The sequence below is a fragment of the Cupriavidus respiraculi genome (assembly GCF_914271545.1).
Lineage (GTDB): Bacteria > Pseudomonadota > Gammaproteobacteria > Burkholderiales > Burkholderiaceae > Cupriavidus > Cupriavidus respiraculi.
Genome location: NZ_CAJZAH010000001.1, coordinates 376,850 through 390,000, shown reverse-complemented (window position 1 = coordinate 390,000; position 13,151 = coordinate 376,850). Strand labels below are relative to the sequence as shown.

The following is a 13,151-nucleotide window of genomic DNA, read 5'->3' as shown; positions in this document are numbered from 1 at the left end:
TCACCCCTCCAGCTGGACGACCGCATCGACGGCCATCACGCCTTCGCCTGCGGCCATCACCATCAACGGATTGATATCGACCGACCGTACCGCGGTGCGATGACGCAGCGCCCAGTCACCAAGCGCCACCGCGGCGGATGCGAGCGCATCGAGGTCCAGCGCCGGCACGTCCCGGTACCCGGCGAACAGCGGGGCGATTCGCAGGCGCGCGCAGGCTGCCTTGACGTCGGCCACGTCAAACGGCGCCAGCAAGGTCACGATGTCCTTGCGCAGTTCCAGCAGCGTGCCGCCTTCGCCGATCATCACGACCGGGCCTAATGCGGGATCGACGGAGACGCCGAGCGCAAATTCATGCAGCCCCTTGATCATGCGCGCCACGACGACCCGAGGCGCCTCCACGCCCAGACTGCGCAACGTGCCGAGGCAATCGTCCGCAGCGCGGGCGACGTCTTGCGCAGACGCCAGCCGCAAATGCACCAGGCCATGCTCGCTCTTGTGGGGTACGGCGTCGGCGCAGCCCTTGACGACGACCGCGCCTGCACCCGCCCCGCGCAACTCGCGGAATGCCGCGACTGCCTCGCCGGCAGTTGCACAAAGGCGATACGGCACGACAGGAACGCCTGCCTCTCCCAACAGGGCGAGGCTGCGCGCCTCGTCCTGCAAGCCTCGACCGCCGGGCGGCTGCGAAGCCGGCCTGTCGGACAAAGGGACCGGGCGCGCGGCGAGCCGGCGATGCCCCGCATACTGCGCGAGCGCCGCTACGGCATCGGCCTCGGTGACGAACGTCGGCACGCCATGCCGCGCAAAGATCTCCCGCACGCTGTGCTGCGGCGCGCTGGCGACCAGCGGCTTGCGGCTCCCGGCACTGAAAGCCGCCGCGTCCCGTGCCAGCGCTTCCACGTCATAGCCGGGTCCCGCCACCGGGATGCCGACCATCACCATGTCGGCCTGCGGATCGGCACCGAGCGCGTCGAGCACGCGCGGAAACATGTCTCCCTGGCCCAGCAGCGCCGCTGTCATGTCGAGCGGATTGCTGGCAGTGCCGAATCCGGGCAGGATCGCCTCGAGCGCGAGCAGCGTGTCCGCATGCAGCTCCGCCAGGGGCAGCGCGTGGCGCTCGGCCAGATCGGCGGCCATGACGCCCACCGCGCCACTGTGGCTCATGACCACCGTGCGACCGGAACCCGGTGCATGGTCCTGCAAATACAAAGGCACCGCGCGCACCAGTTCGCCGATATCCCGGGCGCGCCAGATCCCGTGGGCGGCCAGGAACGCATCGATTGCGGCGTCGTTGCCGACCAGCGCCCCCGTATGCGAGGCGGCGGCCTGCGCGCCACGGGCGCTGTTGCCTGCCTTGATGGCAACGATGCTGGCACCGCGTGCCCGCGCCGTGGCCGCCGCGCGGGCCAGGCCGTCCGGATTGGAAATCGATTCGAGATAGACCAGGATCAGCCGCACGGCGGCATCTGCCGCAAGGGCGGCGGCGATCGCGCAGGCATCGAGATCGGCATCGTTGCCGGTCGCCACCAGGTATCGCACGCCATGGCCCGCTTGGCGCAACAGCGCGTACGGCATCACGCTGGCCGCGCCGCTTTGGCTGACGATGGCAATCGGGCCGTCCTGCGGCGCCACTTCCATAAACATCGTCGAGAAGTTCAGCACCGCCCCGCTCGCAAAGTTCGCGGTGCCCTGGGCGTTCGGACCCACCAGGCGCATGCCCCCGCTATGGGCGATACGCACCAGTTCCTGTTGGCGTTCGCGTCCCCGGGCGCCTGTCTCTGCAAAACCAGACGCCATGATCACTGCGGCCTTGACGCCCGCATCCGCACACAGGCGCACCTGTTCTAGCGTCGCATCGCCTGACACCGCGATGATCGCCGCCTCGGGCGTCTTGCCCCGCGCAACGAGGTCCGCAAGGCTGGCATGGGCGGGCAAGCCCTGGATGACGTCGCGGCCCGGATTGACGGGCAGGATGTCGCCCGCATAGCCGAACGCGCGCATATAGTGAATGGGGCGTCCGCCAACCTTGTTGGGATTGTCCGAGGCGCCGATCACGGCGACGGATGCCGGATCGAACAGCGCGTTGAACGCATCATCCATCGCATCTTCCACGGGGGCTGGTGCAGCGTCAGTCAACGGTCGCTCCCGATGCCTTCACCACCGGGCCCCACTTGGCCGCATCCTGTTGGATCAGCTTCTGAAAGTCGGCCGGCGTGCCGGGCAAGGGGCGCGCTCCCAGCGTCGCCAGCTGCGTTTTGACCTCGGGCTGGCCGAGTACCGTCTGCAGTTCGGCATTGAGCCGGCGAACCGCCTCGGGTGGGGTGCCCTTCGGCGCCGACAGGCCAAACCAGATCGTGACATCGAAGCCGGGCAGGCCAGCCTCCGCCACCGTCGGCACCTTCGGCAACGCCTCGGAGCGCGTGGCGCCCGTCACACCGAGCGCCTTGACCTTGCCAGTGCCGATGTACTGCACCTGGCTCGATACGGTGTCGAACATCATCGAGATGCGCCCGCCAAGCAGGTCCGTAAACGCGGCGGCCGAGCCCTTGTACGGAACGTGAACGATATCGATACCCGCCATCGACTTGAACAACTCACCCGACAAATGATTGGAACTGCCATTGCCGGCCGAGCCGAAGGTGAGCGATCCCGGCTTCTGTCTGGCGAGGGCGATCAGATCCTTGACGTTGGTCACCGGCAGGCTGTTTGGCACCACCAGCACATTGACGGTGGCCGCCACCGAGCCGACCGAGTCGAACGCCTTCACGGGATCCACTTTCAACGTCCGGTACAGCGACGGATTGATCGCCATCGTCCCCGTCGTCGAGAAAAATATCGTGTAGCCATCAGGCGTGGCCTGCGCCGTGGCCTCTGTTGCGATCGTGCCGCCGGCGCCGCCTCGGTTGTCGATGACCACCGGCTGGCCGAGCCGCTCGGACAGCTGATGCCCAATCAGGCGGGCCATGCCGTCCGTCGGGCCGCCGGCCGGAAACGGCACCACCAGCCGGATCGGTTTGGCCGGATATCCTGCGTCATTGCCGGCCGCGGCAATGGCATTCCCAACGGCCCCCGGCGCAGCACCGATCAGCAGAATGCACAGCGGCTGCCGCCATGCGCGAAACAGGTTGAAGAAGTGCGGCATGTCGTCTCCATGTTGTTGTGTCCTCGCCGGTCGGCCCGCCTGCCGCAGGGCCGCCGAATCCGAGGTTGATGCAAGTGTATGAAGTCCGCCAGCAATGCAAAAGAGTACAATCTGCGATACCTGATATCGATTTTATGCATTACCAGCCAACGTATCGCCGATGAACCTCAAGCAGCTCGAAACCGTTGCCCTCGTCGCCGAACTGGGATCGCTGTCGCGCACCGCCCGCACGCTCGGCATTGCACAGTCGCTGGTAAGCCGCGCCGTCGCGCAGATCGAGAGCGAATGGGGAGACCGGCTGTTCGAGCGAACAGGGCGCGGCGTGGTGCTGTCGGAGTTCGGGCAGCGGATCGTGCCTCACGTGCGGTTGCTGCTCGACCAGTCCGCCCGCCTGCAGGACGAGGTCAAGGACGCCGCTGGCGTCCCGGTGGGTCTAGTCAGGATCGGCGTGCTGCCATCGATGGCACCGCGTCTCGTGCCGGCACTGTTTGAAGACCTGCGCAAGCTTGCACCGGGCGTGCGCCTGCATGTCGCCGAAGGCTTCAGCGGACAACTCGACGAAGCGCTGGAGTCGGGCCGCATCGACCTCGCGCTCATCAACCGCTACAGCCCTGGCCCGCGCCAGGATGAAGATGTGCTCGCCGAGGTACCGACCTACCTGATCTGCACCCCTGCTCACCCCTTCGGGCGCCTCGCTCAACTGCCCTTCCGCAAGCTCGACGGCGTCCCCCTTGTACTCCCGCCGGCTCCGAACGGCTTCCGCTCGATCCTCGACCAGCATGCTCGCCGCCTGGGCATCAAGCTCGACGTCGCGCTCGAAGTCGAGTCTCTCAGTACGATGAAGGAGGTCGCGCTGACGGGAAGCGCTTTGACGATGCTTCCCCGGCTCGCAGTACTACAGGACCTGGAGGCCAGACGGCTCGCCGCAGTAGAGATCGTCGAGCCGCGCATGCCGCGGGCTATAGCAATGGGGGTTACGCGGCATCATCCGCTGTCGCGGGCGGCGCGGATGGTGTTGTCGCGGTTGCATGATTTGGTGCCACGGGTGGTGGGCGAGTAGATTCCGGTGTGGGAGACGCCTGCTGTGGCTGGACGTCGATCGCAACACGGCGCCCAATGCGGCGGGCGCCTTGGCACAGTCGCCCCCGGGGAACTGGAGCGAGGGTTGGCGTGACCCGGACCTCGCGCAAGCTGTAGTTGCACGTCAGCTCATCTTCGAGGTGATCGGCGGTTCTTGATGGGCCATCGCGACGGCGAATTGCGACACGTTAGGCATACGCTTTCGTTGGTCCACGGTCATGACATTCGCTTCCATGGCAATTCTCGTAGTGGTCGAGTAGGCGCGGGTCCCTGTCACGTGCGCTTGGGTAAAGAGCTTGTCGGTAACACGCGGTTCGATCCCCGGCTGGCACGGGCTGGCGCGAAACCGGCTAGCCGGTGGGGCCAGCTTCCCGCCAGGCGCGACCAAAGTCAGATGGTGAACGAGCCCGCCGGATACTCGCTGCACAGGAACTCCACGAAGGCGCGAACCTTCGGACTCTGCAAACGGCGCGACGTGTGCAGAACCCAAAGCTCAACGTCGTCACCGGCAATTCCCCACGTCACCAGTTCGCCTTTCTCAAGGAGGCTGCCGATGATGGACTGCGGCAATAATGCCGCCCCCGCGCCAGCGGCAATGGCATCGCGGACCATGAGCAGGGACGACAGCCGCAGAACGGGTTGCGGCGCGATCGCCAGCTTGCCATTGCGGACAGACCAGACATCTCCGTCGCGATGGCTCGGCATGACGACTGCAGGCACGGGAAACGGGGTGTCGCTGCGGCCCTTCGGCATCGGGACGGACGGTGCGGCAGCCAGCACCATCCTGTCTTTGGCGAAGCACCTGCCCACCAATGCGCTGTCCTTGCGCGGATTGATACGGATGGCGACATCGAAGTGCTCGTCGACCAGATCGACGAGACGGTCCTCGGCCACGGCTTCGATCTGCACCTCGGGATAGCTCGCCCGGAACCGCGCCGCAATCCGCCCTAACGCCAATTGTGAAAACAGAAGCGGCGCGGCGATACGCAGACGGCCCCGCGGCGCCGCGACGCCGTCTCGCGCCGCCCTTACCGCTTCGGCCACCTCATGCATCGGCCCCGCCGTTCTGCTCAGCAGCAACTGGCCCGCCTCGGTCAACTCCAGCCTGTGCGTACCGCGTTCGATGAGCCGGATGGCCAGTGCGTCTTCGAGATCGGCGACACGGCGCGACAGCGTTGCCTTGGACCGGCCGCTGGCGCGGCTGGCTTTGCCAAAGCCTCCGTGCGCGGCTACCAGTTGGAAGTCCAGAAGAGCGTTCAGGTCCATGTCGTCTCAATTTTGATACGGGTCGTCTTCATTTTATGGGCTGTGTTTCGATTATGGAATCCCTTACTGTGTGGACATCAACCACCTGAACCCAAACCAAGGAGTAATCATCATGACGATTCTTGTTACCGGCGCGACCGGCACTGTCGGCGGTCAAGTTGTCGAACAGCTCGTGAAGCGCGGCGCGGATGTTCGCGCCCTCGTCCGGGACCCGGCGAAGGCCGACTTCCCCGCAGGCGTCACCGTCGTCCAGGGCGACCTGCTCGACGTCGATTCTCTGCGCGGCGCCTTCGCCGGAGTCTCGACGCTGTTCCTGCTTAACGCGGTGGTGCCAGACGAATTTACACAGGCCCTCATCGCGCTCAATGTCGCGCGCGAGGCCGGCATCGAGCGAATCGTCTACGTGTCGGTGATCCACAGCGATCGCTACGTGAACGTGCCCCACTTCGCCGGCAAGTTCGGGGTCGAGCGCATGATCGAACAGATGGGGCTGAACGCGACCATCCTGCGTCCCGCCTACTTCATCGGCAACGATCTCGCGATCAAGGACGTGGTGATGGGACACGGCGTCTATCCGATGCCGATCGGCAGCAAGGGCCTGGCAATGGTCGATACGCGGGACATTGGCGAGATCGCGGCTATCGAGCTGATGCGCCGTGAGCAGGCTCCCGCAGCCCTGCCCCTGGACCGGATCAATCTGGTCGGGCCCGATACGCTGACCGGCGCGGATGTCGCGGGGATCTGGACGGATGTCCTGGGTCGCCCGATCGCCTACCCTGGCGACGACACCGTCGGCTTTGAGCAAAACCTGCGGCGGTTCATGCCGAACTGGATGGCATTCGATATGCGCCTGATGAGCGAGCGTTTCCTGTCGGTCGGCATGATGCCCGAGGACGGCGATGTCGAGCGCCTGACTGCCCTTCTCGGCCGCCCCCTTCGGTCCTATCGCGACTTCGCCACCGAGATCGCGACGTCCGCCTGACGGCGAAGCGGCGTCCCGCATGCGGCGGTGACGACCCGCGGCTCACCGGAGGGGCCGCCCCACCGCAATACGTGACTACGACAGACAACATTCGACAACAATCGAACCTCTGCCGGACATAGGCGTTCAACCCGGATGGCGCCGCCGGTATTGCCCCGGTGCCGTGCCGTGGACACGGCGGAATGCCACACCAAAAGCCGCATCCGAGAGGTAGCCGAGTGATGCCGCGATCGTCGATACGCTGTCCACCGTTGCGGTCAGGCGTGCCGCGGCGAGCTGCATCCGCCAGCGCGCCGCGTATTCGACCGGAGACTGGCCGACCCGCATCTTGAAGCGTTGCGCGAATCCTGACCGGGACAGCCCTGCAATGTTCGCCAGCTCCACGAGCCGCCACGACCTGACCGGGTCCGCATGGATTGCGCGCAATGCGGCCGCAATGGCGGGGTCGCGCAGGCCGGCCAGCCAACCGAGTTCGTCCGCTTCCGCCGTGGCGACATGCTGCCGCAGCGCATGCACGAACATCATCCGCAGCAGATCGTTGCAGACGGCATGCCCGCCGGCGAGGTTGGCATGCCACTCCCGGTCCAGTTCATCCAGCAGCCAGCCGAAGGAGGAAGCCGCGCGCGCCTCTGCCCGGATCACCAACGCTTTCGGCAGTAGTGCAATCAGTCCGGCGGCTCCCGCACCAGCGAGGGTCACGCTGCCACCGAGAATTTCGACATCGGTGCCCTGCCCGATGCGCGCCGACATCCCCGGTTCTGCGAAGGCCAGTGCCGCATCGACGGGCGGTAGCTCCGGGGCGCTACCGAGCACGAACGGCGTGCGCACGATCACGAAGCCGTCGCCCGCCCGGAGTTGCCGTGCCGGCCCGGCGTCGACGGTGAGCCAGCACGCTCCGCGCCGGATGACGTTGAACTTCAGTTCGAGAGGCTGAAACCTCAGCGCCCAGTCGCCACCCGCCTGCAGCCGCACCGAGCAGGCGGCGCGCAGTCCGGCAAGGGCCAGCACATCGGATAACGGATCGGCCGAAGGATTCTGGATGATCACGATAGAAAAATGGACTACTCGATCTGTTTCGTCCGAGCATGGTACGGGAAAATCCCCTCATCCAACGATTCGGAGAACGCGATGACGACCCGGCAACAGCCGCTCGGCACACCTTTCAGCGCCTTCAGCACTGCCGCCGACGTGATGGCGGGCATCAGCCTGGCCGGCCACGCAGCGATTGTGACGGGCGGCTATTCCGGGATCGGGCTCGTCACCGCCAAGTCGCTGGCGTCGGCTGGCGCGCGTGTCGTCGTGCCCGCCCGCGACCCGGGGCGTGCCCGGCAAGCGCTCGCGGGCGTGCCGAATATCGAGATCCGACCGATGGACTTGATGGTGCCGGCGTCCATCGCGGCGTTCTGCGACGACTTTCTTGCGGGCGGGACACCCCTGCCATTGCTCGTCCATAGCGCGGGTGTCATGGCAATGCCACTGGCGCGCGATGCGGAGGGCCACGAGGCGCAGTTCGCAACGAACCACCTCGGCCACTACCGTCTCGCATGCGGACTGTGGCCGGCCCTGAAAGCGGCCGGCGCGGCCCGCGTTGTGGCGGTGTCTTCCCGCGGCCATCAGATTGCCGGGGTGGACTTCGACGATATCGATTTCCTGAAGCGGCCCTACGACAAGTGGGTCGCTTACGGCCAGTCCAAGACGGCGAACGCGCTGTTCGCACTGGCGCTGGACCGGCGCGGGCGCAACCATGGCATACGCGCTTTCTCGCTGCATCCCGGCCAGATCCTCACGGACCTGGCGCGCCACCTCAGCGGCGAAGAAATCGCCGCGTTCGATGCGCTGGACGAGCACGGCGTGCCTCGGGTCGATCCGCTGAACGGTATGAAGACCCTTGAGCAGGGTGCAGCGACGACGCTGTGGTGCGCCACGAGCCCCGCCCTGGATGGCCTGGGAGGCGTTTATTGCGAGGATTGCGACATCGCGCCGCTACATACCGGGGCGACCGGGCGCAAGGGTGTGGCTCCGTGGGCCGCCGATGTCGCGATGGCGGAACGCCTGTGGGCGGTATCGGCGTTGTGGACGGGGTTGTCCGCCGAGTGAGGCAGTACCTGGCTCTGCTTGGTCCTCACCGCTCTGCGGTCTCCGGTACGCAGCGAGCTTGCGTCGCATGAGCTGTGCGAGTTCGGGCGTGTCGGCGGTAGGTCAACCGAGCATCCTCTCTCCCCGACGCAGTGTCAGCACGCGTACGCCGTGCGCGGTCACGGCTACGGTGTGCTCGAACTGCGCGGACAGTTGGCCGTCGCAGGTCACGACGGTCCAACCGTCGTCTTCGGTGAAAACGGCGGACCGGCCTTGGTTCACCATCGGTTCGATGGTGAACACCATGCCTTCCCGCAACATCAGGCCAGTCCGCGGCCTGCCCCAATGAAGGACCTGCGGCTCCTCGTGCATTTCCCGGCCAATGCCGTGCCCGCAATATTCCCGTACGACCGAATAGCCGTTCCTCTTCGCGTGCCGCTCGATGGCATAGCCGATATCGCCAAGCCTGGCGCCTGGACGAACCGCTCCGATCCCTTTCCACATCGCTTCATAGGCGGCTTGTACCAGCCGTTTCGCCATCGGAGAAACATCACCCACCAGGTATGTCTTGCTGGAATCTGCGATGTAGCCGTTCTTCTCCAGCGTGATGTCGAAATTCACGATGTCCCCGCTTTGCAGGATATCGGCTTCGGACGGAACGCCGTGGCACACCACGTTGTTGCGGGATGCATTGAGCGCGTAGGCATACCCGTATTGCCCCTTGCTGGCGGGCCGCGCGGCGAGTTTGTCGACGATGAAACCGTCAACCAGATCATTGATCTGCATGGTCGACATGCCGATCAGGCTCAATTGATCCAGATAGCCGAACACTTCCGCGAGCAGTTCCCCGGACTGCGCCAGCAACGCGATTTCTTCCGGCCGTTTGATCAATTCGATGCCGCCTTCACCGGCTGCGGGACCACTCCCGCCGCGCGCAATTCGCCGGCGACGATGTCATTGAACGCGACCGTGGGATTCATTTCGCACAGCATGCCGATCTTGATCCAGTAGGCAGCTTGCGCGTTGATGGATCGGCACGACACCGCGCTCGCTTTGCGCACCTGGTCGTGCAGTTCATCCTCGATGTTGACAATCCCCACGGCATCCTCCATATACGATTCGTGTATGGATTATATGCGCGACGCAATACCGGCGCAATTCCCATGGACGCGCAGCGTGTCGAATATCGATACGCGCACATCTTCGTTTGCCGCACGCGTGTCCCGCCCTACGATCCTGTTTTCGCAACCGCCAGGAAAACGCTCGCATGGCGTCAGGCGCTGGCCAGTCCGCGCTGCAACGCCGTCTTGAGCATCGAGAAGACATGTCGCGCGACTGGATTGACCGCGTTGGGACGGGCCCACAGGTAATACGTGACATCGGGCAGCCGCGGCAGGCCGTCGCTTTCGCCAAGGATGCGCATGTCGGCCTGCAGCAGGTCGATGCTGCGCGCCGTGATACCCAACCCGCCGCGCAGCGCCGCCTTGATGCCGATCAGGCTCGGGGCCAGGTAGGCGATGCGCCATGGCACGCCCGCCTGCGTCAGCGCTTCGAGCGAGAGTTTGCGGAAGAGGCTCGGTTCGTCGGCCAGGATCAGGGGCACCGGCGTGCCGCGTTCGTAGGCGAAGTCGGCGGCGCAGACCCAAATGGTGGGCGTAGTGCGCAGCACGATCCCCTCGAGCGTACTGTCCTCGCGCGTGGACACCGTCAGGTCGATCTCGCCGCGTCGCAGCGACTCCATCAGGAACGGGCTTCGGCCAACATGGATTTCCAGCCGCAATGCCGGCGACGACCGCGCGATATGCGACAGCAGTACCGGCAGGATGGTGTCGGCGACGTCGTGCGGCGCGCCGATGCGCAGCGATCCGGTCAGATCGCCTTCGCGCAGCATGCGCAGCGCCTCGTCGTTGGTGCTGAGCATCTGACGCGCGTATTCGAGCAGTTTCTTGCCATGCCGCGTCAGTTGCTTGACGCGGCCATGCCGCTCGAACAACGTCAGGCCCAACTGCTCTTCCAGCCGCTGCATCTGCTGGGTGACGGCCGATTGCGTGCGCTGCACCGCCTCCGCGGCCGCGCCGAATGTCTCGTGGTCCGCAATGGCCACGAGGGTGCGAAGGAGGTCCAGATCGAGGTTACGCATTCATTAGAGCCGCTAATGGATTTTCGTCGCGCATTAAGTGGTTTTCCGGGCGGGCGTTCATTACAGTGAAACACGAAGCATCGTTGTATCCCCGAAAAACAGAGTTTGCAAGGATTCATCGCACCATGTCCATCGCAGCGCAGCGCCAGTCCGCCGTCGGCGAAACCATCGCATCCATTAGAAACATCGTAGAAACAGGCGGCGTTACCCGCGCCAGCCTCGCCAAGGTGCTGCCGCTGGTGGAGGACCTGGCCGCCCGCACCGAGTTCTGGGGCGAAGCCGACTACCCGCCGCCCGAAGCCAACGAACGCCAGGCGCGTTACCTCATTGCCGAGGACCCGGGCCAGACCTACGCGCTGTATCTGAACGTGATGCGCCCAGGCAAACGCATCCCGCCGCATAACCACACCACGTGGGCCTGCGTGGCCGGCGTGAGCGGCGTGGAAATCAATGACGTCTATATCCGCACGGACGATGGCAGCCAGCCCGGTGTCGGCACGCTCGAACACGACCGTACGGTGGAAGTCGGCCTGCGCCACGGCATCGCCCTGTTGCCCGACGACATTCATTCGGTGGAAATCCGCGGCGACGCTGTCATCCGCCATCTGCACATGTACGGCCGCTCGCTCGAGACGCTGACCGAGCGGCTGTCGTTCGACCTGGAAACGGGTCGCTGCCAGGTCATGAACGTGGGCGTACAGACCCGCCGCTAGGCCGCTGCCTGACGGGGCGGCACGCCCGCCCCACTCCCGAGAAACAACCCCGGCTCCTCCGCCTGGCGCGAGGACAGCCCCCTTTTTGCCCGAATTTTTCATGACCCAAGCTACCCGAGCCGCCCAAGCCGCGTTCTCCACCGTGGATGCCACCACCCTCAAGGGCTGGCTGCACGATGCCGACGAAATCGCGCTTTTCGACGTGCGTGAGCACGGCCAGTATGGCGAGGGCCATCCCTTCTATGCCGTTCCCCTGCCCTACAGCCGGCTCGAACTCGACGTGGGACGCCTGGCGCCACGCCTGGGCACGCGTATCGTGCTGGCCGACGACGGCGACGGCGTGGCGCAGGCCGCCGCCATGGCACTGGCTCGCCTTGGTTACACGAACCTCTTCGTGCTGGACGGAGGCATGGCGGCATGGGTCGCGGCGGGCTATACGCTGTTCGCCGGCGTCAACGTGCCCTCCAAGACCTTCGGGGAACTGGCCGAGCATCACTACCACACCCCACGCGTCAGCGCCCGGGAACTGGCCGCCATGCAGGCGGGCCCGGTGGCGCCGGTGGTGCTTGACGGTCGCCCGGCCAGCGAATTCCGCAAGATGAACATTCCCGGGGCGATCTGCTGCCCCAACGGTGAGCTTGTGTATCGCCTGCGCGACCTCGTGCCCGATGCGACGACGCCCATCGTGATCAACTGCGCCGGCCGCACGCGCAGCATCATCGGTGCGCAGACGCTGATCAATTTCGGCGTCTCCAATCCCGTTTATGCGCTGGAAAACGGTACCCAGGGCTGGTACCTGAACGACTTCGCGCTCGAACACGGCGGCACGGCGCGCTATCCGGACAACGGCAGCCCGCGGGGACTGGACGCCGCGCGCGATGCGGCGACGGCGCTGGCCCGGCGTTTCGACGTGCCGGAGATCGAGGCGGCGCAGGCGGCCGCCTGGCTGGCCGACACCAGCCGTTCGGCCTTCCTGTGCGACGTGCGTACCGCCGAGGAGTGCGCCGCGCGGACGTTGCCGGGGGCGCAGCACACGCCCGGTGGCCAGCTGATGCAGGCCACGGACCAGTATGTCGGCGTACGCCGCGCCAGGCTCGTGCTGTTCGACGCCGAGGGCGTGCGTGCCCCGGTGGTCGCAAGCTGGCTGCGGCAGATGGGACACGACGCCGTGGTGCTCGCGGGCGGCCTCGAGGCGGGATTAAACGCCGGCCTGCGCGCCGCGCATGGCCCAACGCCGGACATCGCCCCGCTGCCCGCAGTCGGCGCCGATCAACTGGCCGCTGGCCTGGCGAACCGGTCGATGCTCGCACTGGACCTGCGCGGCAGCATGGCGTATCGCGCCGGCCATATCGCCGGATCGCGCTGGTCCACCCGCGCGCGGCTGGCGCAAGACCTGCGCGGCGTGCCGCAGGACACGACGCTGGTGCTGGTCGGCGAGGCGGACGCGGGCGATCCCGCGGATCTGGCCGTCGCCGATATGCACGCGCTCGGCTATCGCGACCTGCGCAGGCTACGGGGCGGCTTTGCGGCGTGGCGGGATGCCGGCCATGCGCTGGGCGAAGGGGCCGATACGCTGCCCGATGCGCGCTGCATCGACTACCTCTTTTTCGTGCACGACCGCCACGACGGCAACAAGGCCGCCGCGCGCCAATACCTGGCCTGGGAAACGGGCCTGATCGCGCAGCTCGATGCCCAGGAACTGGCCACGTTCCGCTTCCCTTCCCTGCGCTGATTCCGAAGAGCCTGCATGCC

At 66.1% G+C, this 13,151-nt stretch carries 12 protein-coding genes; 5 read left to right on the top strand and 7 right to left on the bottom strand.

Annotation, left to right across the window (positions count from 1 at the left end):
- Together LDO27_RS01670 and LDO27_RS01665 are read right to left on the bottom strand one after the other, a co-directional pair.
- Positions 1-2,100, bottom strand: a complete 2,100-nt coding sequence (locus LDO27_RS01670) for an acetate--CoA ligase family protein (RefSeq protein ID WP_224039276.1) — start codon at positions 2,098-2,100, stop codon at positions 1-3.
- A gap of 28 nt (positions 2,101-2,128) precedes the next feature.
- Positions 2,129-3,142: a Bug family tripartite tricarboxylate transporter substrate binding protein gene (locus LDO27_RS01665; RefSeq protein WP_224039274.1), complete on the bottom strand. Its 1,014-nt coding sequence runs from the start codon at positions 3,140-3,142 to the stop codon at positions 2,129-2,131.
- 160 nt (positions 3,143-3,302) lie between these two features.
- On the opposite strand from LDO27_RS01665, the gene LDO27_RS01660 reads away from it, so the two are divergent.
- The gene (locus LDO27_RS01660) at positions 3,303-4,202 is read left to right on the top strand and encodes a LysR family transcriptional regulator (protein ID WP_222205845.1); all 900 of its coding nucleotides are present in this window, start codon (positions 3,303-3,305) and stop codon (positions 4,200-4,202) included.
- A gap of 410 nt (positions 4,203-4,612) precedes the next feature.
- On the opposite strand, the gene LDO27_RS01655 is transcribed toward LDO27_RS01660, so the two are convergent.
- Positions 4,613-5,488 (bottom strand): LysR family transcriptional regulator, encoded by an 876-nt coding sequence (locus tag LDO27_RS01655; RefSeq protein ID WP_224039273.1) that lies wholly within the window; start codon positions 5,486-5,488, stop codon positions 4,613-4,615.
- A 112-nt stretch (positions 5,489-5,600) separates the two neighbouring features.
- Between LDO27_RS01655 and LDO27_RS01650 the strand changes: the two genes are divergently transcribed.
- Positions 5,601-6,470 (top strand): SDR family oxidoreductase, encoded by an 870-nt coding sequence (locus LDO27_RS01650; protein ID WP_224039271.1) that lies wholly within the window; start codon positions 5,601-5,603, stop codon positions 6,468-6,470.
- A 126-nt stretch (positions 6,471-6,596) separates the two neighbouring features.
- Here the strand turns inward: LDO27_RS01650 and LDO27_RS01645 are convergent, their stop codons facing one another.
- Positions 6,597-7,517 carry an AraC family transcriptional regulator gene (locus LDO27_RS01645; protein ID WP_224039269.1) on the bottom strand — a complete coding sequence of 307 codons (921 nt, stop codon included), beginning with the start codon at positions 7,515-7,517 and terminating at the stop codon, positions 6,597-6,599.
- A gap of 81 nt (positions 7,518-7,598) precedes the next feature.
- Between LDO27_RS01645 and LDO27_RS01640 the strand changes: the two genes are divergently transcribed.
- Positions 7,599-8,567: an oxidoreductase gene (locus LDO27_RS01640; RefSeq protein WP_224040757.1), complete on the top strand. Its 969-nt coding sequence runs from the start codon at positions 7,599-7,601 to the stop codon at positions 8,565-8,567.
- A gap of 102 nt (positions 8,568-8,669) precedes the next feature.
- On the opposite strand, the gene map is transcribed toward LDO27_RS01640, so the two are convergent.
- The 3 genes from map to LDO27_RS01625 form a co-directional block, all read right to left on the bottom strand.
- Positions 8,670-9,437, bottom strand: a complete 768-nt coding sequence (gene map / locus LDO27_RS01635; protein WP_224039266.1) for a type I methionyl aminopeptidase — start codon at positions 9,435-9,437, stop codon at positions 8,670-8,672.
- Positions 9,434-9,646: a ParD-like family protein gene (locus LDO27_RS01630; protein ID WP_222206281.1), complete on the bottom strand. Its 213-nt coding sequence runs from the start codon at positions 9,644-9,646 to the stop codon at positions 9,434-9,436. The genes map and LDO27_RS01630 overlap by 4 nt, the downstream gene beginning before the upstream one ends.
- Before the next feature lie 173 nt (positions 9,647-9,819).
- On the bottom strand, positions 9,820-10,686 hold the full coding sequence (locus LDO27_RS01625) for a LysR substrate-binding domain-containing protein (RefSeq protein WP_222205827.1): 867 nt from the start codon (positions 10,684-10,686) through the stop codon (positions 9,820-9,822).
- Positions 10,687-10,811: 125 nt separating this feature from the next.
- On the opposite strand from LDO27_RS01625, the gene LDO27_RS01620 reads away from it, so the two are divergent.
- Both LDO27_RS01620 and LDO27_RS01615 read left to right on the top strand, forming a co-directional pair.
- Complete coding sequence (locus LDO27_RS01620) at positions 10,812-11,399, top strand: cysteine dioxygenase family protein (protein ID WP_222205824.1); 588 nt, start codon at positions 10,812-10,814, stop codon at positions 11,397-11,399.
- Between the two features lie 100 nt (positions 11,400-11,499).
- Positions 11,500-13,131, top strand: a complete 1,632-nt coding sequence (locus tag LDO27_RS01615; protein ID WP_224039265.1) for a rhodanese-like domain-containing protein — start codon at positions 11,500-11,502, stop codon at positions 13,129-13,131.
- The last annotated feature ends 20 nt before the right edge of the window (positions 13,132-13,151 follow it).

Excerpts from the sequence above, each read along its gene's own strand:
- LDO27_RS01670 (WP_224039276.1), bottom strand. The coding sequence starts at position 2,100 with ATGGATGATGCGTTCAACGCGCTGTTCGATCCGGCATCCGTCGCCGTG.
- LDO27_RS01665 (WP_224039274.1), bottom strand. The coding sequence starts at position 3,142 with ATGCCGCACTTCTTCAACCTGTTTCGCGCATGGCGGCAGCCGCTGTGC.
- LDO27_RS01660 (WP_222205845.1), top strand. The coding sequence starts at position 3,303 with ATGAACCTCAAGCAGCTCGAAACCGTTGCCCTCGTCGCCGAACTGGGA.
- LDO27_RS01655 (WP_224039273.1), bottom strand. The coding sequence starts at position 5,488 with ATGGACCTGAACGCTCTTCTGGACTTCCAACTGGTAGCCGCGCACGGA.
- LDO27_RS01650 (WP_224039271.1), top strand. The coding sequence starts at position 5,601 with ATGACGATTCTTGTTACCGGCGCGACCGGCACTGTCGGCGGTCAAGTT.
- LDO27_RS01640 (WP_224040757.1), top strand. The coding sequence starts at position 7,599 with ATGACGACCCGGCAACAGCCGCTCGGCACACCTTTCAGCGCCTTCAGC.
- LDO27_RS01625 (WP_222205827.1), bottom strand. The coding sequence starts at position 10,686 with ATGCGTAACCTCGATCTGGACCTCCTTCGCACCCTCGTGGCCATTGCG.
- LDO27_RS01620 (WP_222205824.1), top strand. The coding sequence starts at position 10,812 with ATGTCCATCGCAGCGCAGCGCCAGTCCGCCGTCGGCGAAACCATCGCA.
- LDO27_RS01615 (WP_224039265.1), top strand. The coding sequence starts at position 11,500 with ATGACCCAAGCTACCCGAGCCGCCCAAGCCGCGTTCTCCACCGTGGAT.